This is a genomic window from Streptomyces curacoi, from assembly GCF_001513975.1.
Lineage (GTDB): Bacteria > Actinomycetota > Actinomycetes > Streptomycetales > Streptomycetaceae > Streptomyces > Streptomyces curacoi.
The window spans coordinates 459292-479482 of sequence record NZ_KQ947988.1 but is presented as its reverse complement, the minus strand read 5'-3'; the positions used below and the strand labels follow the sequence as shown (position 1 = coordinate 479482).

Genomic DNA, 20191 nt, shown 5'->3' with positions numbered 1-20191 from the left:
TGCCCGTAATAATTCGGACTTACGTTCCTCCCTGTGACCGGACGAGACGAGAACGGGGACGACGGCAGACGAACGGGCCGGCGGTCGAGAGCGCTGAAGACCGCCGGCCTCGTCCTGGCGGGCGCCCTGGTGCTGGGGGTGGGCGCGGCGGGCTGGGCCTACTGGCAGCTGAACGCCAACATCAAGAGCGTCGACATCAACAACGCGCTCGGCGACGACCGCCCCGCGAAGGCGGTCACGACACCGTCGCCGTCGGCCGCCGCCACGGCGTCCCCGCTGCCCACCGAGGCGCTGAACATCCTGGTCCTGGGCTCGGACTCGCGCAGCGGCGGGGAGAACCAGGAGCTCGGCGGCGGCAGCGGCGCCGGCGCCCGCTCGGACACGGCGATGGTGGTGCACATCGACGCGGGCCGCACCGGGGCCACCGTCGTCAGCATCCCGCGCGACACGCTGGTCACGCGCCCGCCCTGCCCGCGGGCGTCGGGCGGTTCGACGGCGGTGGCGTACAACTCCATGTTCAACAGCGCGTACTCGGTGGGCGGGCCGGTGTGTGCCGTGAAGACGGTCGAGTCGCTCACGAACGTCCGTATGGACCACTACATCGAGATCGACTTCTCCGGCTTCGCGAATCTCGTGAACGCCCTGGGCGGTGTCACGGTGACCGCGGACGAGGACATCGATGACGACGACAGCCATCTGCGTCTGAAGGCCGGCACCCATCACCTCGACGGCAAGACCGCGCTCGCCCTGGCCCGCACCCGGCACGGCATAGGCGACGGCAGCGACCTGGGACGCATAGGCCTGCAGCAGAAGCTGGTGAAGGCCCTGCTGGACCGGATCTCCGCCACCGGCCTGCTGACCGACCCCGCCAGGCTCTACCGGGTCGCCGACGCGGTGACGGGCAGCCTGACCACCGACACGGGCCTGGACTCGCTGAGCGAGCTGATGTCCCTCGGGCAGAGCCTGAAGGTGCTGTCGTCCGACACGGTGCGGACGGTGACCATGCCCGTGGTGACGGCCCCCTCGGACCGCAACCGGGTGGTGGCGGACGAGCCGGAGGCGAGCGAGCTGTGGCGGTCGCTGCGCTGACGGGCCGAGGACAACCCTCGTGGCGGGTGGGGAGTCAAGAGGGGTGACTTGTCGCCGTAACGGGGGAGTGTGTCGGTGTTCCCGCTTCGTTCATATGCCGGTTGGGTCGTTCCGCTCCTGGCGGGTCTGCTCGCACTGGGAGCGGTCCCGTCGGACCTGACGCCCCGTGCCGAGGCCGCCGCCTCCGCCCCCGTCCGCGACGACTTCGACGGCGACGGCTACCAGGACCTCGCCGTCGGCGCCCCGCGCGCGACCGTCGGCGGACAGCGCGGCGCGGGCTACGCGGCCGTGCTCTACGGCGGCCCGCACGGCCTGTCGGCCGACCGACGAACCGTCATCAGCCGCGCCACGACCGGTGTTCCGGGCAGCCCGGTCAAGAACGAGGAGTTCGGGGCCCAGCTGGCCAAGGGCGACCTGAACGCCGACGGTTACGCCGACCTGGTCATCGGGTTCGTCTCCGGGACCGGCGACGCGGTGATCGTCTGGGGCGGGCCGCGGGGCCTGTCCGGCAGCGGCAGCGTCGCGCTCCCCGCCACCGACACCCAGACCGGCGACTTCGACGGTGACGGCAAGCTCGACCTGGCCCTCTTCCGCACCGGCCGCGCCCCGGGCGACGACCCCTTCGGCACCACGGGCAGCGTCTGGACGGGCCCGCTCACCCGCACGGGCACCCCGGTCCGCAAGGCGCCCCTCGACCCCGAGCGCCTCCGGTACGTCGACGTCAAGGACGGCGCGGTCGGCGACGTCAACGGCGACGGCCGCGACGACCTCGCACTGCACGCGTACTGCGGCGAGGGCGTGTACTGCACGAAGTTCTACACGGCCTCGGCCACGGGCCTCACACCCGCCACCGCCCCCGCGGGAGACGGCGGCGTGGCGCTCGGCGACGTCAACGGCGACGGCTACGACGACGTGGTGGTCGGCTTCCGGTACGACGAGAAGATCGAGGTCGCGTACGGCTCGGCGGCCGGCGTCACCCCCAGCGGCACCTGGAAGCCGTACAGCCAGGACACCCCCGGCGTCCCGGGCACACCGGAGCCCCATGACGCCTTCGGCTCCGCCGTCGCGGTCGGCGACATCACCGGTGACGGCATCGACGACGTGGCCGTCGGAGCGCCCGGCGAGGAGTTCGGCCACGGCGACGCCGCGGGCGTCGTCGACATCCTGCGCGGCAGCCGCACCGGCCTGACGGGGTCGGGCGCCCAGGCCTTCACCCAGAACACCGCCGGGATCCCCGGCACCGCCGAACTCGGCGACACCTTCGGCAGCGCCGTCCGGCTCCTCGACATCAACGGCAACGGCTACGCCGACCTGTCCGCCGCCGCGGTGGGCGAGGACAACGACAACGGGGCCGTATGGGAGCTGCGCGGGCGCCCGACGGGCATCGTGACGGACGCGGCGCTGGTGCTCGGGGGCCGGGCGATCGGGGCGCCGTACGCCAGGGTGGGGTTCGGGGCGGAAGCGGAGTAGGCGGCACGCCGGGGGACGGGCGCGGAGGGCCGCCCCGCGGCGACGCCGGACGACTCCATGGGGCAGTGCCACGCCCTGACCGCGGACCTACCCCTCGGTGACCGGGCGCTTCCCCAACAGCCCGTCCACCACCCCGGCCAGCTGCTCGGCCACGTCGTAACGCCCCTTCAGCTCCTCCCACCTCGCCGCCAGCTCGGTCATGCGCGGCAGCGCCTCGGTGTCCTCCTTCGTGAGGTGTGTCGGGAAGAACGGCCTGCGGTCGGGGTCGGCGGCGCGGCGGGCGTCGGCGCGCTGGAAGACCAGGGCGCCGTAGACGACGTACCAGATGGTGCGGTAGGCGTGCAGCGCCTGTTCGGCGGTCAGGCCGCAGGCCATCGCCGAGTCGATGATCTCCTCGGGCATCCACAGGGCGGCCTTGTCCGTGAGGTCGCCCAGGCTCAGTACGTCGATGACCCAGACCACCTCGCTGAGGATCGCGTGCATATGGACGGCGGTCGTGAGGATGCGGTCGCGGGGGTCGGCGGGCAGCGTCGGACGCGGGAACGTCGCCGCCATGCCCCGCAGGGTGAGCAGGAGCAGCTCGTCCTTGTCGCGTACGTGGTGGTAGAGCGCCATCGGCGTCGCTCCGACCTCCTTGGCGACCCGGCGCATGGACAGTGCCTCGACGCCCTCCTCCTGGATGATCCGCCGGGCCACGTCGACGATCTGCTCCGCCGCGATACGGGGCGGGCGGCCGCGTCTGCGGCCCTGAGCGCTCGGTTTCTCTGCCACGAGGGTCATTCTCGCGCGCCGGAACGCGCCGGAACGCGCCGGTACGCGGGCGGCCCTGGTTATTTTCTATACGCGTATATTAATCTGCCTCGCATGGTGGATACGCTGAACTCCCAGACGCGCCAGGGCCGTTGGTTACTGCCGGTGCTGCTCACCGTGCAGTTCCTCGTCTCCCTCGACATGTCCGTCGTCAACGTCGCCCTGCCGGACATCGGCGGCGGCCTCGGCTTCGCCCCCGAGTCGCTGGCCTGGGTCGTCAACGCCTACGCGCTCACCTTCGGCGGGCTGCTCATGCTCGGCGGACGGCTCGCAGACGTGGCCGGCCGGCGACGGGTCCTCGTGGCCGGCTTCGTCCTCTTCGGGCTCGCGAGCCTCCTCGGCGGACTCGCCCAGGCGCCGGGCCAGTTGATCGCGGCCCGGGCCGCACAGGGCGTCGGCGCGGCCCTGCTGTCGCCGGTCGCGCTCGCCCTCATCACCGTCAACTTCCCGGCCGGAGCGGCCCGTTCGCGGGCCCTCGGACTGTGGGGTGCCGCCGGTGCGGCCGGTGGCGCGGTCGGGGTGCTCGCGGGCGGGCTGCTCACCGACTGGTTCGGCTGGCGCGCGGTCATGCTGGTCAACGTGCCGGTCGTGGCCGCCGTACTGGCCCTCGTACGCCCCGCGGTGCCCGCCGACGACCGGCCGGGAACCGGGAGCAGGCCACGACTCGACGCGCTCGGCGCGCTCCTCGTCACCGCCGGTACCTCGCTCCTCGTCCTGGGCCTGGTGCGGACCGAGACCCATGGCTGGGTGTCCTGGCAGACCGGCGGCGCGCTGGCCGCGGCCGCCCTCCTGCTGGCGCTCTTCACGGCGGCCGAGACGCGCGTACGGCAGCCGCTGCTGCGGCTCGGGATCCTCGCCCAGGGACCGGTGCTCGCGGCGAACGTCTTCGCACTGCTGATGTCGGCGGGCCAGTTCGCCGCCTTCTACTTCACCTCCCTCTACCTGCAACAGGTCCTGGAGTACGGGCCCACCGCCGCCGGAGGCGCCTTCCTGCCGTTCTGCGCCGGGGTCGTGGCCGGCACGGTGATCGCCGCGCGGACGGTCGGGCGGTTCGGGCCCGGGGTCCTGCTGGTGGCGGGCGGGCTGCTCGGAGCGGCGGGGTTCGCGTGGTTCGCGGCGGCCATGGCGGTGGACGGCGGGTTCCTGCTCTCCGTCCTCGGACCGTCGGCGGTCGCCAGCGTCGGCATCGGCATGTGCTTCGTACCGCTGGGGACGGCGGCCACCGAGGGGGTCGCCCAGGAGGAGACGGGAATGGCCTCCGGGCTGCTCAACACCTCGCGGCAGGTGGGCGGGGCTGTGGGGCTGGGCGTGCTGGTCACGGTCGCGGCGAGCGCGAGCGCGGGCTCGGGCGGGGAGGGGGCCGAGGGGCTCGTCGCGGGGTACGCGGCGGCGTACTGGGTGGCGGCGGGGCTGCTCGCGGTGGCCGCGCTCGCCGCCGGACTGCTGTCCGGGAAGGGGGCCGACCACGGGGGCCCACCTGCACAGACGCCCGCCGGAAAAAAATCTCGGAAGAATTCCGGGGAGCGTGTCGATCCGGCGGCCTCCCGATCGACGCAGGGGTGAGAGGCCGGGAGGGACCCGGTCGCCGACCCCGAGGAGTCACCATGCCGCGCTATATGTCGCTGGTCCGCGTCGACGAGGCCAACGCCCCCGCCGAGGGCCCCAGCCCCGAGCTCATGCAGCGGATGGGGGAGCTGCTGGAGGAGATCACCAAGGCCGGGGTGATGCTCGACACCGCGGGGCTCACCCCGTCGTCGCAGGGCACCCGCGTGCACTGGGACGGTGCGAAGATCTCGGTCACCGACGGGCCGTTCACCGAGACCAAGGAGGTCATCGGCGGCTACGCGATCATGCAGTGCAAGGACAAGGCCGAGGCACTGGAGTGGGCCTCGCGGTTCCTGAAGGTCCACGGGGAGGAATGGCAGGTCACCTGCGAGGTCCGGGAGATCGCCGAGGGCTGACCTGCCCTCCTTGGATCCCCGGTCGTACGGGTGTTGCATGGTGGGCTGTGACCCCGCAGCCCACCGCAGACCCGCACGGCTCCATCGAGACCGTCTTCCGTATCGAGTCCCCCCGCGTCATCGCCGCCGTGACCCGCGTCGTCCGGGACGTCGGCATCGCCGAGGAACTCGCGCAGGACGCGCTGGTCGCCGCCCTGGAGCAGTGGCCCCGGGACGGCGTCCCCGACAACCCCGGCGCCTGGCTGATGGCCACCGCCAGGCACCGCGCCGTGGACCTGATCCGGCGCCGCGAGAACTACGCCCGCAAGCTCCAGGAGATCGGCCGCGACCTGGAGACGACGGCACCGCCCGAGGAGCCCGCCGACCCCGACGACATCGACGACGACCTGCTCCGCCTCGTCTTCACCACCTGTCACCCGGTGCTGTCGCCGCAGGCCCGTATCGCCCTCACGCTCCGGCTGCTGGGCGGCCTGACGACTCCCGAGATCGCCCGGGCGTTCCTGGTGCCGGAGTCCACGGTCGCCCAGCGCATCGTGCGGGCCAAGCGCACCCTCGCCACCAAGAACGTCGCCTTCGAGGTCCCCTACGGCCCCGACCGCGAGGCCCGCCTCGGCTCGGTCCTGGACGTCATCTACCTGATCTTCAACGAGGGGTACGCCGCCACCGCCGGCGACGACTGGCTGCGCCCGTCCCTGTGTGAGGACGCGCTGCGCCTGGCGCGTGTGCTGTCGTCCCTGATGCCGAAGGAGCCGGAGGTCCACGGCCTCACCTCGCTGCTGGAGTTCCAGGCGTCCCGCACGGCCGCCCGCACCGGCCCCGACGGCGCGCCGATCCTCCTCAAGGACCAGAACCGCCGCCGCTGGAACCGCATGCTCATCGCCCGCGGCATCAACGCACTGGGCCGCGCCGAGGCCACGGCCGCGGGCGCCCCGGGCCCCTACGCCCTCCAGGCCGCCATCGCCGCCTGCCACGCGCACGCCTACACGTACGAGGAGACCGACTGGCGGACGATCTCGACCCTGTACGGCCTGCTCGCCGCCCGCACCCGGTCCCCGGTCGTCGAACTCAACCGCGCGGTCGCCGTGTCGATGGCGGAGGGGCCCGGGGCGGCCCTGGAGATCGTCGAGACCCTCGCCGCCGAACCCGCCCTCCAGGAGTACCACCTGCTGCCGAGCGTGCGCGGCGATCTGCTCGCCCGCCTCGGGCGTACGACGGAGGCGCGCGCGGAGCTCGCCCGGGCGGCGGAACTGACGGTGAACGAACGCGAGCGGGAGCTGCTGCGGGCGAAACTCCGTTCACTTCCCGCACAGTGATTGCTCGGTAAACCATTCCCTTCCTGGTCAGGGACGGTTTACAGTTGCGCGGCTGCCGCAGCCGGCGTGACACCTTCCGCGGTCGGGCAGCCGTTCCGACACCCGTGGGGGGTACACGCATGGGATCTTCAGGATCCGCCACATCAGCCGCGCGCCGCAGACTCGTCGCGCTCACCGCCGTGACGGCCCTCGCCGCCGGCACCGCCGTCGCGCTCGCCCCGGGCGCGTCGGCCGACGTCGCCGGATGGCCGGCCACCGACGGCGCCATCGCCGTGATCAACGACGGCATCTCCCTGGTCGACGCCGAGGGCGCTGGCGACAAGTACGTCTACCGGGGCTCGGACGCCGAGACGCCCGCCTGGGCGCCCGACGGCAGCCGCGTGGCCTTCGAGGAGGCCGGAACCCTGCGCACCGTGAGCGTCGCGGGCGGCACGCCGACCACGCTCTACGACGGGACCGACAACGGCCGCGCTCCGTCCCGCCCGACGTACTGGGCCGCGGGCCGCGGCATCGTCTTCTCCGCGGCCAAGAAGCTGTACTCCATCGCCCCCGACGGCAGCAGCCGCCCGACCGCCCTGCTGGCCGCCGGCGGCTGCGACACCTACCCGAGCGGCGCCGCGGCCGGCCGGATCGTCGCCTTCCAGCGCGGCGGCCCGGGATGCACCACCACGACGCCGTCGGTCGTGCTCTACGACGCCGGCGCCGGCACCCAGACCACGCTGGTCACGAACGGTGCCGCGCCCGCTCTGTCGCCCGACGGCACCAAGCTCGCCTTCCTCCGCCGCGTCGACGGCCACGACCAGCTGTTCTCCATCAACACCGACGGCACGGGCGAGCGCCGCCTCACCAACGACAGCGGCACCTACTCGTCCCCCTCCTGGGCGCCCGCGAGCGACCGGCTGGTCGTCCACTACGACGGCCCGACCGAGACCGGCAGCTGCTGCATGGAGAGCAACCTCGTCCTCACGGTCACCGCGGACTCGGTGACCAGGGGCACCCCCTTCCCCTACGGCGGCCGCTCGCCCGCCTGGCAGCCGCTGCGCGAGAACGGCGTCGGCCGGGTCTGGGGCGCCGACGTCCACGGCACCAACATCGCCGGGTCCCGCTGGACCTGGAACACCGTCGGCCAGAGCGAGGCCGGTCTCATGAACGCCTCCTCCGCCGTCCTGGTCTCCAAGGACAGCGCGCCATACGCGCTGACGGCCCCGGCCCTCGCCGGCAAGAAGGGCGGTCCGGTGCTGCTGACGCCGGCCACCTCCCTGTCCTCCGCCGTGCAGACCGAGCTCAAGCGCATCCTGAAGCCCGGTGCGACGGTCTACCTCGTCGGCGGCACCTCCATCCTGAGCAGCGGCGTCGCCTCGAAGGTCTCCTCGCTCGGCTTCACCCCCAAGCGCCTTGCGGGCACGTCCCGTTACTCGACCTCGGTCGCCGTCGCCAAGTCGATCACCAGCGCCCCCGAGAGCGTCTTCCTCGCCACCGGCACCGACCACCACTCCGCGCTGGCCGCCGCCTCCGCCGCCGGCGCCCAGGGCCGGACCGGCAGGTCCGTCGTCGTCCTCAACGACGGCAACAAGCTGACCTCGTCCGTGAAGTCGTACCTGAACGGCCTCGACCCGCGTGAGACGTACATCATCCCGGTCGGCGGCTCGGCGAAGTACGCGCTGACCCACACGACCTTCTCCAACTGGCCCTCGACGTACAGCTACTACCCGATCACCGCGAGCACCCACGAGGCCACGGCGGCCACGCTCGCCCGCTTCTGGTGGCGCGGCCCGAGCAACGCCGCGCTCGCCTCCGTCGACAGCTGGCGCGGCGGCACCACGGCCGCCGCGGCGATGAACGTCTTCGGCCCGCTGCTGTGGACGAGGGTCGACGCCCTCTCCACCGACACCAGGTCGTACCTGGTCAGGGGCGCCGCGAACGTCAACTACCTGGCTGTCTTCGGCGGCACCGGCTCGGTGTCCACGGCGGCGGCGAACGCCGCGGGCACGGCGATCAGCGCGAGCGGCAGCCTGTGGGACTACACGCCGTACTACAACGGCCAGGAGCCGGCGACGAGTTCGAGCACCCCCATGAAGGCGGAGCCCACCACCCGCCCGGACCTGACCGCGCTGCGGGCGACGGTCACCCGGTAGCCGGTCCCGCGGGGGCGCCGATCAGCATGGTCGGCGCCCCCGCGACCCGGGTCAGGAACACGGTCGCCGAGTGGGGGCCGGACGGCTTGACCTTCTTGCGCAACTCCTCCGGCTCGACCGCAGAACCGCGCTTCTTCACGGTCAGGATCCCGACCTCCCGCTCCCGCAGCAGGGCCTTCAACTTCTTCACGTTGAAGGGGAGTTGATCAGTGATCTCGTATGCCGTGGCGTACGGGGTCGGACGCAGCTCGTCGGCGGTGACGTAGGCGATGGTCGGGTCGAGCAGCCCGCCCTGAAGCTCCTCGGCCGCCTCGGCGACCAGGTGGGCGCGGATGACGGCGCCGTCGGGCTCGTACAGGTACCGCCCGACCGGCCGCACCCGGGGATCGGGGAGCCCCTTCCCGAGCAGGCTGCGCGGCCCGGGCAGCAGCGTCGCCCGCACCGCACCGGGCGCGGTACCGAACCACAGCACCGCCTCCTTCACGTCCCCGCCGTCGGAGATCCACTCGGCCTCGGCCTCGGCCGGAACCGCCTCGTGCGGCACACCGGGCGCGATCTTCAGCGCGGCGCGCGGAGCCTTGAGCGCCGCCTCGACGGCCCAGGACAGCGGGGGCGAGTAGGCCTCGGGGTCGAAGATCCGGCCGCGCTTGGAGGAGCGCCGGGCCGGGTCGACGAACACGGCGTCGTAGCCGTCGGTGTCGACCTCCGTGACATCCGCCTCCCGCACCTCGATGAGGTCACCGAGCCCCAGCGCCTCCGCGTTCGCCCGCGCCGCAGCCGCGGTCTGCGGATCCCGGTCCACCGCCAGCACCCGGATCCCGGCCCGCGCCAGCGCGATCGCGTCGCCGCCGATCCCGCAGCACAGGTCGGCGACCGAGCCGACCCCCAGCTCCGCCATCCGCGCGGCCCGGTACGCCGCGACACTCGCCCGCGTCGACTGCTCGACCCCGTTCGGCGTGAAGAACATCCGCCCCGCGTCCGCGGCCCCGAACTTCGCCACCGCCCGCTGCCGCAGCCGCGCCTGGCCCAGGGCGGCCGACACCAGCTCGGCGGGGTGTTCGCGGCGCAGCCGGGTGGCGACGGCGAGTTCGTCGGCGGGGTCGGTGTCACGTACGGCGTCGAGGAGGGCGCGGCCCTCGGGAGTGAGGAGGGAGGCGAGGTCGTTCACCGGGCCATTGTCGGCCAGCCGGTCAACGGTCCGCTCACTGTGGGCCAGTCGGTGGATGGTCCGGCCGCGGCGGCGGTGTCGGCCCGGCTTCGGGACGGGTGCCTGCGAAGATCCCGCACCATGCGAGTAGTAGGAAAAAATGACAAAAGTCGCCTAATTGGAGCAGCCCGGAGGCGTCGTGACCGGACGGCCGGCCGTTCGCGGCTCCGCGGCGGAATCGCCGTGCTGGCCGTCGCCGCCATCGCCTCCGGCTGTGCGCAGGGCACCGGAGTCGAGACCGCCCGCCCCTCCCCGAGCCGGCCGCCCCTCAAGGCCCCGCCCCCGGCGGCCACCCCGGACCCGCCCGCGAAGAAGTTCCGCTCCGCCCAGGCCGCCCGCGCCGCCCGGGTCGCCGCCGCGAGACGCTGGCGCCTGGCCGCCGTCCCGCTCACACCCCCGCCGCCCCCGGCCAGAAAGCCGAAGATCACCACTCGGCGGGGCTTCGAGGTCGCCGGACACGAGGAGCTCGGCCTCCCGCCGGTCTTCACCACCGTCCCCACCAAGCAGCGGGTCGTCTTCCTCACCATCGACGACGGCGCCGAGAAGGACCCGGCGTTCCTGCGGATGATGAGCGACCTGCAGGTGCCGTACACCGCCTTCCTCAGCCACTACCTGATCAAGGAGGACTACGGCTACTTCGAGCGGATGCGCAGACAGGGCGTGGTCCTGAACAACCACACCCTCAACCACCCCTACCTGCCGTCCCTGTCCTACCTCGGCCAGAGGCGCGAGATCTGCGGCATGCAGGAGGTGATCGAGCGGCGCTACGGGCAACGCCCGCTGCTCTTCCGCCCGCCCTTCGGCAACTACGACCGCAACAGCCTGCGCGCCGCGAAGTCCTGCGGCATCAAGTACGTCCCCCTGTGGAACGAGGAGGTCTTCGTGGACCGCTGGGAGTACCGCGAGTGGGACCGGCGGATCCGACCGGGTGACATCGTCCTCAGTCACTTCCGGGGCCGGGACGACTGGAAGGGCACAATGCCCGACATGATCCGCCGGTTCCTGAACAAGGTGACGGCCGAGGGCTATGCGGTGGCCCGGCTGGAGGACTACCTGTGAGGCCGGCGCCGGGGGTGCGGGCTCTGGCGGCGGTGCTCACGGCGTTCGTCCTGCTCGCCGGCTGCGCCCAGTCGGCCGGGTCGGTCGATGCGCGCGGCGGGACGGGCGAGAGGACGGCCCAGGGCGCACGGGCGGCGGCGGGCCCGGCGCCCACGGCGCAGCCGTACCGCCGCTGGGGCCTGACCGCCCCGCTGCCCGCGCCCCCGTCCCCGCCCGCCCGGCGCCGGCCACTGCCCGGCGGCCACCCGCTGCCGGTCGTGGACCGCGTCCCCACCCGCGACAAGGTCGTCTTCCTCACCTACGACGACGGCGCCGAGAAGGACCCGCGCTTCGTCGACATGGTGCGTGAACTGCGGCTTCCCGTCAGCATGTTCCTCACCGACAGCGTGGTGGGCCCGGGCTACGGCCACTTCGCACGCCTGCGCTCGGTGGGCGCGTCGATCCAGAACCACACCCTCGACCACGCCGCCCTGCGCGGTCTGCCGTACGCCGGCCAGCGCGCCGAGATCTGCGGCCAGCAGAACAAACTCCGCGCCCGCTTCGGCATCCGCCCGCGCCTCTTCCGCCCGCCCTACGGCACCTACGACACCACCACGCTGCGCGCGGCGGCCCACTGCGGTGTGACGGCGGTGGTGCTGTGGCGGGCGGCGATGGAGGGCGACGGCGAACTGACGTACGCCGAGGGCCCCGCCCGGCTGAGGGCCGGCGACATCGTGTCCGTCCCTTCGGGCGAGCCGGTGGGTCTGAGCCTCAGGGAACGCACGACACGGCTGCTGAGGGAGATCCAGGCAAGCGGGCTGACGGTGGGTCGTCTGGAGGACTACCTCTAGAGCCCCTCCGGACGGCCGCAACCGACGCCGGTCACCCGAAACGCGGCTCGGTCAGCGCAGCGAATTGGCACTCCGCTTGACCGAGTGCTAATCGCGGTCATAGTCTCGGCTCTGGCACTCCCCCCTGGAGAGTGCCAACAACGCGACGGGCAGGTCCGGCACCCGCGACGACGGATCCACCTGGTCGCCACCTCAGACAGTTAACCCCGTGAGATCTCCGAAGGGGGAGGTCGGATCGTGACGACCACCAGCTCCAAGGTTGCCATCAAGCCGCTTGAGGACCGCATTGTGGTCCAGCCGCTCGACGCGGAGCAGACCACCGCCTCTGGCCTGGTCATCCCGGACACCGCCAAGGAGAAGCCCCAGGAGGGCGTCGTCCTGGCCGTGGGCCCGGGCCGCTTCGAGAACGGCGAGCGTCTTCCGCTCGACGTCAAGACCGGCGACATCGTGCTGTACAGCAAGTACGGCGGCACCGAGGTGAAGTACAACGGCGAGGAGTACCTCGTCCTCTCGGCTCGCGACGTGCTCGCGATCATCGAGAAGTAAGACCACCTCGAAGCATTTGCTTCAAGCTGCGCCCCTGGCCCCCGCGACCACTCTAAAGAAGCCGGGCGCCCGGGGCGCAGTGTCTTTTTTAACCCACAGATTCCGAGAGGGCTCCCGCTGTCATGGCGAAGATCCTGAAGTTCGACGAGGACGCCCGTCGCGCCCTCGAGCGCGGCGTCAACAAGCTGGCCGACACGGTCAAGGTGACGATCGGCCCCAAGGGTCGCAACGTCGTCATCGACAAGAAGTTCGGCGCGCCCACCATCACCAACGACGGTGTCACGATCGCCCGCGAGGTCGAGGTCGAGGACCCGTACGAGAACCTCGGCGCCCAGCTGGTGAAGGAGGTGGCGACCAAGACCAACGACATCGCTGGTGACGGCACCACCACCGCCACGGTCCTCGCCCAGGCGCTGGTCCGCGAGGGCCTGAAGAACGTCGCCGCGGGTGCCTCCCCGGCGCTGCTGAAGAAGGGCATCGACGCGGCCGTCGCCGCCATCTCCGAGGACCTCCTCGCCTCGGCCCGCCCGATCGACGAGAAGTCCGACATCGCCGCCGTCGCCGCGCTGTCCGCCCAGGACCAGCAGGTCGGCGAGCTCATCGCCGAGGCGATGGACAAGGTCGGCAAGGACGGTGTCATCACCGTCGAGGAGTCCAACACCTTCGGTCTGGAGCTGGACTTCACCGAGGGCATGGCCTTCGACAAGGGCTACCTGTCGCCGTACTTCGTGACGGACCAGGAGCGCATGGAGGCCGTCCTGGAGGATCCGTACATCCTCATCAACCAGGGCAAGATCTCCTCCATCGCCGACCTGCTGCCGCTGCTGGAGAAGGTCATCCAGGCCGGCTCCTCCAAGCCGCTGCTGATCATCGCCGAGGACGTCGAGGGCGAGGCCCTGTCGACCCTGGTCGTCAACAAGATCCGCGGCACCTTCAACGCGGTCGCCGTCAAGGCCCCCGGCTTCGGCGACCGCCGCAAGGCGATGCTGCAGGACATGGCGGTCCTCACCGGCGCCACGGTCATCTCCGAGGAGGTCGGCCTCAAGCTCGACCAGGCCGGCCTGGACGTGCTGGGCTCCGCCCGCCGCGTCACCGTCACCAAGGACGACACCACCATCGTCGACGGCGCCGGCAAGTCCGAGGACGTCCAGGGCCGCGTCGCCCAGATCAAGGCCGAGATCGAGAACACCGACTCCGACTGGGACCGCGAGAAGCTCCAGGAGCGCCTCGCCAAGCTGGCCGGCGGCGTGTGCGTGATCAAGGTCGGCGCCGCCACCGAGGTGGAGCTGAAGGAGAAGAAGCACCGTCTGGAGGACGCCATCTCCGCGACCCGCGCCGCGGTCGAGGAGGGCATCGTCTCCGGTGGTGGCTCCGCGCTCGTCCACGCCGCCAAGGTGCTGGAGGGTGGCCTGGGCAAGACCGGCGACGAGGCCACCGGTGTCGCCGTCGTCCGCCGCGCGGTCGTCGAGCCGCTGCGCTGGATCGCCGAGAACGCCGGCCTGGAGGGCTACGTCATCACCTCCAAGGTCGCCGAGCTCGACAAGGGCCAGGGCTTCAACGCCGCCACCGGCGAGTACGGCGACCTGGTCAAGGCCGGCGTCATCGACCCGGTCAAGGTCACCCGCTCCGCCCTGGAGAACGCCGCCTCCATCGCCTCCCTCCTCCTCACGACCGAGACCCTGGTCGTCGAGAAGAAGGAAGAGGAGGAGCCGGCCGCCGCGGGCCACGGCCACGGCCACGCCCACTGAGGCACGCACCACCCGAAGAAGCCCCCCGCTGCGGTCAGCGGGGGGCTTCTCCCTTCGCGGGCGTCACTGACCGAGTACCCCCAACTGCTCCAGCAGCCCCGCCCGGTCGTAGAGCCAGTGGCTCTCGCAGATCTTCCCGTTCCGGAACCGCTGCCAGGTCATGCCCTGCATGGCCACGTCCTGCCCGGTCGCCGGGATCCCCAGGAACTCGCCCTTGTGCCGCGCGGTCCACATCCACCGGGTACACACCTGGTCGCCCTGGGCCAGCTGGTCGTCGATCCGGAACGTGAAGTCGAAGGCGGCCCGCCAGCCCGCGTACTGCTCGCGCACCCCGGCGACGCCCTGCACGGGCTGCGGGTACGACGGATCGTGATCCACGTAGTCGTCCGTGAGGTGGTCGCCGATCCGCTCCGGCTCCATCCTGCCCATGGCCTCGAAGAAGGTCCGCGCGGCCAGCGTGTTCAGCTGCTCGTCCCGCACCACGTCCAGATCCGTGAACGTCGGCGTCTCGTCACAGAGCGCCACCATCTCCTGGAAGATCCGGTCGGTCTCGGGCAGGCTGGAGTTGCGCATCGCCTCCTCGTACGACGGAAACTCCACGATCTCGATGAAGTGCGACGCGTCGGACCGGTCCTTCCCGATGATGTCGTGCGTCGCCGTCCGCTTCCCCTTGGTCTGCTCGACCCACTGGTCCAGCAGCCGGTTCATCTCGTCGAAACGGCTGGTCCTGCAGTCGATGAGCTGTACGAAGGTCATGACGTCATCGCCTCCCGGCCCCCCTGGGTGCGGCTGGACAGCACCATTCTCGCCACTGTGACGGCAGGGCGCCTCTTCGCCGCTTTGGCATCATGACGCCATGCGCTGTGTCGGCCTACCGGGAGCAGGCCCGCAGGATCGCCCGCCCGAGCCGGTCGACAGGAAAATGAGTTGGCCGAGCTGTCCGCCTTCTGCACCGACGATCCGGGCCCGCGTATGCCTGCTGGTCCCGCGACGGCGGAAACGACCCGTGCCCTGGCCGAACGAGGACTACGGGAGGAAGCGCGCGGCCTTCTGACCGCGCTGCCGACAGAGCGCTGCGCGTCTGCGGCGTCAGCGAAGAGCTGACCGTGGGGTGGCGGATGGTCCGCGCCCTCATGCGTGCCGGACTGCGCCAGAGGGCCGCGTGGTTCGTCCGCCGGCTGCCGCCCGGTGACGCTCACGCCAGTGCCCGGGACACTCTGGCCCAGTGCCTCGCCGAGCAAGGCGAGCCCGCAGCGGCACTCAACTGGGCCAGGCCCTTGCTCAACGACGACGGCGCACTCCTCGATGCCGCCATGACCCTCGTCCGTGGTCGGACGCCCTCCCCGGCGTGCTGCACCTCGAACCCGCCGCCGTGCCGATCCTCGTCGAGGCCCTCCGGCAGGGGCCTACTGCGGCCCGTACTTGCGCCCCGTCCTCGACGTGATTCCCCCCAGCACCCCCCGCGGCACCACCTTCACCACCCCCATCAACGCCTTGTACCGAGGATCCGGAACCGACACCGTCTTCCCGCGCGCCAGATCGTTGAGCGCCGTCGCCACGAGCTTGTCCGCGTCCAGCCACATCCACCCCGGAATGTTGTCCGTCCCCATCCCCGCCCGCTGATGGAACTCGGTCCGCACGAACCCCGGGCACAGCGCCATCAACCGCACCCCACTCCCCGCCAGATCCCGCGCCGCCCCCTGCGTGAACTGCACGACCCACGCCTTGGACGCGCCGTACGTCCCGCGCGGTACGAAGGCCGCCACGGACGCGACGTTCACGACACCGCCCCGCCCCCGCTCCCGCATCGCCTCGGTCGCCGCCGACGTCAGGCGCAGTACCGCCTCGCAGTGCACCTTGAGCATCTTCAGCTCGTCGGCCATGGACACATCGAGAAAGCGTCCCTTGTTGCCGAAGCCGGCGTTGTTGACCAGCAGGTCGACGGGGTTCCTGCGATCGCCGAGGCGGGCGGCGACCGCCTCGATCCCGGTGTCCTCCGCCAGGTCGGCCGTCAGCACCTCGGCCTCGATGCCGTGCCGGTCGTGCAGCTCGGTCGCCTGCTCCCGCAGCCGCTTGGTGTCCCGGGCCACCAGGACCAGGTCGTGTCCGTCGGCCGCCAGCCGCCGCGCGAACGCGGCGCCGATGCCCGCGGTCGATCCCGTAATCAATGCCGTTGTCATGGCGCAAGATTAGTGACCCGGACCGTGCGCTTCCGCTCCCCGCTCAGCCATGCTCGTGCCCCGGACGGCCCGATTGGCCCGACGGCGCCTGTGCCTGCTGCCCCTTCTCCACCACAACGAACTGGCCCATCATCCCCTCGTCCTCGTGGTACAGCAGATGACAGTGGTACATGTACGGAGTGGCCGGATCCGCCGGTCCGCTGAAGCGCAGCGCCAGCCTCATGGTCGTCCCGTTAGGCAGGAACACCGTGTCCTTCGGCCCGCGCAGCGCCGCGGGCGGAATCTCGCCGTTCACCTCCAGCACCCGGAACTGCACGTCGTGCACATGGAAGTTGTGCGGCATGCCGTTGCCGTTGCGGACCGTCCACACCTCCGTCGTCCCCCGGGTGACCGTCTCGTCGACGCGGCCCAGGTCCATCGCCCGCCCGTTGACACCGGACCGTTTCAGATCGAAATGCCGTCCCCGCACCGCGTCCGTGCCGTCGGGTGTCTCCAACTCGCCCAGCGCGGCCGGCAGGTCGGGCGAGGGCCGCAGCTCCCCGGCCGCCCGCAGCTCCAGCACGTCGAAGGAGTCGTCACCCCCACCGAACCGGCGCTGCCAGCCGTCCCCGTAGTTGTCCTGCGGAAAGCTGCGCAGCATCACGCGCTCACCCGCCCGCATCCGTACGACGATCTCGGCACGCTCACCCGGCGACAGCTGGACGCGGTCCATGGGCGCGGGTCGTTCCAGCAGGCCTCCGTCCGTCGCCGTCAGCGAGAAGGAGCGGCCGTCCGGGAAACCGAAGGCGTACGTGCGTGCCGTCGAGGCGTTGAGCAGCCGCAGCCGTATGAGCTCGTCGGCGACGTCCCGGTAGGGGCGCAGCGTGCCGTTGACCATCGTCCGGTCGCCGAGGAAGCCCACGTTCTGCATGATCCTGCGTTCGCCGTCGAGCCGCGCGCCGTCGAAGCGCATGTCCTGCACGATGACGGGCAGGTCGTCGACGCCGTACCGCTTGGGCAGGGCGAGTTCCTCGGACCTGTCGTCGTCGAGGATGAACATGCCGGCCAGGCCCCGCCGTACGTGCCTCTCCGTCGCGCCGTGCGGGTGCGGGTGGTACCAGAGCGTCGCGGCCGGCTGGTCCACGGTCCAGTGAGGGGTCCAGGTGCCGCCGGGTTCGATCATCTGGTGCGGGCCGCCGTCCATGCGTGCGGGCAGGTGCATGCCGTGCCAGTGCACGCTGGACGCCTCGTCGAGTCCGTTCTCTATGCGCACCCGGACCTTCTCGCCGCGCGCCGCGCGCAGGGTCGGGCCGAGGTAGGAGCCGTTGAACCCCCAGGTCGGGGTCCTCAGCCCGTCCTCGAACTCCGTCTCGCCGGCGCGCATGCGCAGGTCGAAGACGCGCGTGCCGTCCTTGTCGACGGACGACTCGGCCAGGGGCGGTATCGCCAGGGCGTTGTCGAAGGACGCCTTGCCGACCGTGCTGACGTCGGCGCCGGTCCACAGCCAGGCGAACAGGCCGCCGACCGCCAGCACGAGGACCGTGACGACGGAGCCCAGGGTGATGAGGACGCGCCTGAAGCGAGACATGCTTCGAGCGTCCTCGACCCCCGCCCGCCAGACATCGGGGGCGTCCCCCGGCCGACCCCGAGCCAACCCCTGCTGTACCTCGGGGGTTTCCCCTAGGGCCTGTCCGGCCAGGGCCGGTCCGGCAGATCCCCGCCTGCCCCGGCGGCCCCCGGCCCATCGGCTGATGTCCCGTCAGACCCCGTACTTCGCCACGTACTCCCGCGCCGCCTCCAACGACTCCGGATGCAGCGCCTCACCCGCCGCCAGCAGCCGCGGCAGCAGCTTCCGCTCCGTCGTGACCGCCCGGAACTGCAGCGCCACCGTCACCTCGTGACCGGGCCGGTGGATGATCTCCATCGCGTCGCCCGCACGGATCTCGCCCGGTTCGATCACCCGCAGATACGCACCCGGCGCCCCCTTGGCCGTGAACCGCTTCACCCACTGCTTCTCACCCAGATGGCCCTGGAAGGTGAGACAGGGAATACGGCTGCACGTGACCTCCAGCACGACGTCGGACCCGATCCGCCAACGCTCGCCGATCAGCGCGCCGGACACATCCAGACCGGATGTCGTGAGGTTCTCGCCGAACCCGCCGTTCGCCAGCGGCCGTCCCAGCTCGCGCTCCCAGTCGTCGAGGTCCTCGCGTGCCATCGCGTACACGGCCTGGTCGTCGCCGCCGTGGTGCTGCCGCTTGCACACCGCGTCCCCGGCCAGCCCGCTGCCGGCCACACCCTTGGGGCCGGGAGCCGCCACCCGCACCGGCCCCTCGACCGGCCGTTTGTCGATGCCGGTCACCCCCTCCGGGTTGTCCGTGTACGGCACGGCCTTCGGGCGTCCCAGGTTCACAGAGAGAAGCTTCATGGCGGCACGGTAGGCGACCGGCAGCCAAAGCGTCGACGCATTATTCGGCGTCGTATCAAAGGCTGGCTTATCCTCGAAGTGTGATCGAAGCCCGCCATCTGCGCGTCCTGCGTGCCGTCGCCGCCACCGGATCCTTCTCCGCGGCGGGGCGTGAACTGGGCTGCACCCAGCCCGCCGTCAGTCAGCAGATGAAGGCCCTGGAAGCATCCGTCGGCACACCTCTGCTGATCCGCAGCGGACGCGAGATGCGGCTGACCCAGGCCGGTGAGGCGCTGGTGCGGCACGCCGCCGGGATTCTCGCGGGACTCACGGCCGCCGAGGAAGAGGTCGCCGCCATCGCGGGACTGCGGGCGGGCCGGGTCCGGCTCGTCTCCTTCCCCAGCGGCAGCTCCACGCTCGTCCCGACCGCCCTCGCCGCCCTGCGCGCCGCGCACCCCGGCACCCGGGTCTCCCTGGAGGAGGCCGAGCCGCCGAAGTCCGTCGAGATGCTGCGCGAGGGCGACTGCGACGTGGCCCTCGCCTTCCGGTACGAGGGTGCCGCGGGCGCCGAGGAGTGGGACGACCTCGTCGTACGCCCGCTGCTGACGGACCGTCTCGTCGCCCTCGTACCCGAACGGCACCGCCTGGCGCGCACCGCGCCCTCGAGGGCTGTCGCCATCGGGGACCTCGCGGCCGAGCCGTGGATCGCCGGGTGCCCGCGCTGCCGAGGGCAGTTGATCGAGGTGTGCGAGAGCGCCGGCTTCACTCCCCGCATCGACTTCGCCACCGACGACTATCCGGCGGTCGTCGGACTGGTGGGCGCCGGCCTGGGCGTGGCCGTCCTGCCCCAGCTGGCCGTCGAGTCGGTACGGCCGCGCGGGGCGCGCATGGTGGCGCTGGAGCCGGTGGTGCGGCGGGAGATCGTCGCGCTCACGCTGCCCGATCTGGCGCAGGTGCCTGCGGTGGCGGCGACGCTGGAGCAGCTGGCGCGAGCCGCCGCCCGATAGCGACAAGGCCACTGCCCCCTGGCAAAAGTAAGGGCACGCGTGCGCGTGCCCGGTTGCAGAAACGTTCCTTCAGCTGTTCGAGCCGGCCTCCGCGCTGGTCGTCGACGCCGACACCAGCCGGTTGCGTGCCCGCCCCATGAGCTCCTCGCGCTCGTCCTCGGTCAAGCCGCCCCACACGCCGTACGGTTCCCGTACCGCCAGCGCGTGCGCCGCGCACTGCGCGCGCACCGGGCACCTCATGCAGACCTCCTTGGCCGAGTTCTCTCGAGCACTCCGAGCCGCACCGCGCTCACCCTCCGGATGAAAGAAGAGGGAGCTGTCCACCCCGCGACATGCAGCCAGCAGCTGCCAGTCCCACAGGTCCGCGTTCGGTCCGGGAAGGCGGGAGAAATCTGCCATTGCGTGACCCCTTGTAGCCGTTCTGGGCGGATACGGTGTCTACGACCGTAC

At 71.7% G+C, this 20191-nt stretch carries 18 protein-coding genes; 11 read left to right on the top strand and 7 right to left on the bottom strand.

Annotated features, from left to right (window positions below):
- Window positions 1-33: 33 nt before the first annotated feature.
- Window positions 34-1089, top strand: a complete 1056-nt coding sequence (locus tag AQI70_RS18810) for an LCP family protein (RefSeq protein WP_062151228.1) — start codon at window positions 34-36, stop codon at window positions 1087-1089.
- A gap of 75 nt (window positions 1090-1164) precedes the next feature.
- Window positions 1165-2559 carry an FG-GAP-like repeat-containing protein gene (locus AQI70_RS18805; RefSeq protein ID WP_062151224.1) on the top strand — a complete coding sequence of 465 codons (1395 nt, stop codon included), beginning with the start codon at window positions 1165-1167 and terminating at the stop codon, window positions 2557-2559.
- Window positions 2560-2646: 87 nt separating this feature from the next.
- Here the strand turns inward: AQI70_RS18805 and AQI70_RS18800 are convergent, their stop codons facing one another.
- A complete protein-coding gene (locus AQI70_RS18800; protein WP_062151221.1) occupies window positions 2647-3339 on the bottom strand; it encodes a helix-turn-helix domain-containing protein in 693 nt (230 codons plus the stop codon).
- 84 nt (window positions 3340-3423) lie between these two features.
- Here AQI70_RS18800 and AQI70_RS18795 point away from each other — a divergent pair, with 84 nt between their 5' ends.
- The 4 genes from AQI70_RS18795 to AQI70_RS18780 all read left to right on the top strand — a co-directional run bounded on the left by AQI70_RS18795 (window position 3424) and on the right by AQI70_RS18780 (window position 8778).
- Entirely contained in the window at window positions 3424-4932 is a 1509-nt protein-coding gene (locus tag AQI70_RS18795) for an MFS transporter (RefSeq protein ID WP_062151218.1), read from the top strand.
- A 41-nt stretch (window positions 4933-4973) separates the two neighbouring features.
- Window positions 4974-5330 (top strand): YciI family protein, encoded by a 357-nt coding sequence (locus AQI70_RS18790; protein WP_062151214.1) that lies wholly within the window; start codon window positions 4974-4976, stop codon window positions 5328-5330.
- Between the two features lie 47 nt (window positions 5331-5377).
- Complete coding sequence (locus AQI70_RS18785; RefSeq protein WP_062151211.1) at window positions 5378-6643, top strand: RNA polymerase sigma factor; 1266 nt, start codon at window positions 5378-5380, stop codon at window positions 6641-6643.
- Window positions 6644-6762: 119 nt separating this feature from the next.
- Complete coding sequence (locus tag AQI70_RS18780; protein ID WP_079051362.1) at window positions 6763-8778, top strand: cell wall-binding repeat-containing protein; 2016 nt, start codon at window positions 6763-6765, stop codon at window positions 8776-8778.
- Here the strand turns inward: AQI70_RS18780 and AQI70_RS18775 are convergent.
- Window positions 8768-9946 (bottom strand): class I SAM-dependent methyltransferase, encoded by a 1179-nt coding sequence (locus tag AQI70_RS18775; RefSeq protein WP_062151205.1) that lies wholly within the window; start codon window positions 9944-9946, stop codon window positions 8768-8770. The two genes, AQI70_RS18780 and AQI70_RS18775, sit on opposite strands and share 11 nt — an antisense overlap.
- Before the next feature lie 120 nt (window positions 9947-10066).
- Between AQI70_RS18775 and AQI70_RS18770 the strand changes: the two genes are divergently transcribed.
- The 4 genes from AQI70_RS18770 to groL all read left to right on the top strand — a co-directional run bounded on the left by AQI70_RS18770 (window position 10067) and on the right by groL (window position 14168).
- The gene (locus tag AQI70_RS18770) at window positions 10067-11044 is read left to right on the top strand and encodes a polysaccharide deacetylase family protein (RefSeq protein ID WP_244181713.1); all 978 of its coding nucleotides are present in this window, start codon (window positions 10067-10069) and stop codon (window positions 11042-11044) included.
- On the top strand, window positions 11041-11874 hold the full coding sequence (locus AQI70_RS18765) for a polysaccharide deacetylase family protein (protein ID WP_062151196.1): 834 nt from the start codon (window positions 11041-11043) through the stop codon (window positions 11872-11874). Before AQI70_RS18770 ends, AQI70_RS18765 begins: the two co-directional genes overlap by 4 nt.
- 237 nt (window positions 11875-12111) lie before the next feature.
- Entirely contained in the window at window positions 12112-12420 is a 309-nt protein-coding gene (gene groES / locus AQI70_RS18760) for a co-chaperone GroES (protein ID WP_003998759.1), read from the top strand.
- Window positions 12421-12542: 122 nt separating this feature from the next.
- The gene (groL, locus tag AQI70_RS18755; RefSeq protein WP_062151193.1) at window positions 12543-14168 is read left to right on the top strand and encodes a chaperonin GroEL; all 1626 of its coding nucleotides are present in this window, start codon (window positions 12543-12545) and stop codon (window positions 14166-14168) included.
- A gap of 63 nt (window positions 14169-14231) precedes the next feature.
- On the opposite strand, the gene AQI70_RS18750 is transcribed toward groL, so the two are convergent.
- From AQI70_RS18750 to AQI70_RS18735, 4 genes are all read right to left on the bottom strand, one after another.
- Window positions 14232-14924, bottom strand: a complete 693-nt coding sequence (locus AQI70_RS18750; protein WP_062151190.1) for an ester cyclase — start codon at window positions 14922-14924, stop codon at window positions 14232-14234.
- A gap of 650 nt (window positions 14925-15574) precedes the next feature.
- Window positions 15575-16348 (bottom strand): SDR family NAD(P)-dependent oxidoreductase, encoded by a 774-nt coding sequence (locus AQI70_RS18745; RefSeq protein ID WP_062151187.1) that lies wholly within the window; start codon window positions 16346-16348, stop codon window positions 15575-15577.
- Window positions 16349-16391: 43 nt separating this feature from the next.
- Complete coding sequence (locus tag AQI70_RS18740) at window positions 16392-17915, bottom strand: multicopper oxidase family protein (protein WP_062151184.1); 1524 nt, start codon at window positions 17913-17915, stop codon at window positions 16392-16394.
- Between the two features lie 171 nt (window positions 17916-18086).
- Window positions 18087-18755, bottom strand: a complete 669-nt coding sequence (locus AQI70_RS18735) for an MOSC domain-containing protein (protein ID WP_062151181.1) — start codon at window positions 18753-18755, stop codon at window positions 18087-18089.
- Window positions 18756-18835: 80 nt separating this feature from the next.
- On the opposite strand from AQI70_RS18735, the gene AQI70_RS18730 reads away from it, so the two are divergent.
- A complete protein-coding gene (locus AQI70_RS18730) occupies window positions 18836-19741 on the top strand; it encodes a LysR family transcriptional regulator (protein ID WP_062151178.1) in 906 nt (301 codons plus the stop codon).
- A 69-nt stretch (window positions 19742-19810) separates the two neighbouring features.
- Here AQI70_RS18730 and AQI70_RS18725 read toward each other — a convergent pair whose 3' ends face one another.
- Window positions 19811-20140, bottom strand: a complete 330-nt coding sequence (locus tag AQI70_RS18725; RefSeq protein WP_037886981.1) for a WhiB family transcriptional regulator — start codon at window positions 20138-20140, stop codon at window positions 19811-19813.
- Window positions 20141-20191 lie beyond the last annotated feature (51 nt).

What these genes read in the sequence shown, in the direction of transcription:
- AQI70_RS18735 (WP_062151181.1), bottom strand. Translation starts at nt 18,755, where the DNA reads ATGAAGCTTCTCTCTGTGAACCTGGGACGCCCGAAGGCCGTGCCGTAC.
- AQI70_RS18795 (WP_062151218.1), top strand. Translation starts at nt 3,424, where the DNA reads ATGGTGGATACGCTGAACTCCCAGACGCGCCAGGGCCGTTGGTTACTG.
- AQI70_RS18800 (WP_062151221.1), bottom strand. Translation starts at nt 3,339, where the DNA reads ATGACCCTCGTGGCAGAGAAACCGAGCGCTCAGGGCCGCAGACGCGGC.
- AQI70_RS18750 (WP_062151190.1), bottom strand. Translation starts at nt 14,924, where the DNA reads ATGACCTTCGTACAGCTCATCGACTGCAGGACCAGCCGTTTCGACGAG.
- AQI70_RS18790 (WP_062151214.1), top strand. Translation starts at nt 4,974, where the DNA reads ATGCCGCGCTATATGTCGCTGGTCCGCGTCGACGAGGCCAACGCCCCC.
- groL (WP_062151193.1), top strand. Translation starts at nt 12,543, where the DNA reads ATGGCGAAGATCCTGAAGTTCGACGAGGACGCCCGTCGCGCCCTCGAG.
- AQI70_RS18780 (WP_079051362.1), top strand. Translation starts at nt 6,763, where the DNA reads ATGGGATCTTCAGGATCCGCCACATCAGCCGCGCGCCGCAGACTCGTC.
- AQI70_RS18745 (WP_062151187.1), bottom strand. Translation starts at nt 16,348, where the DNA reads ATGACAACGGCATTGATTACGGGATCGACCGCGGGCATCGGCGCCGCG.
- AQI70_RS18725 (WP_037886981.1), bottom strand. Translation starts at nt 20,140, where the DNA reads ATGGCAGATTTCTCCCGCCTTCCCGGACCGAACGCGGACCTGTGGGAC.
- AQI70_RS18740 (WP_062151184.1), bottom strand. Translation starts at nt 17,915, where the DNA reads ATGTCTCGCTTCAGGCGCGTCCTCATCACCCTGGGCTCCGTCGTCACG.
- AQI70_RS18770 (WP_244181713.1), top strand. Translation starts at nt 10,067, where the DNA reads ATGCGAGTAGTAGGAAAAAATGACAAAAGTCGCCTAATTGGAGCAGCC.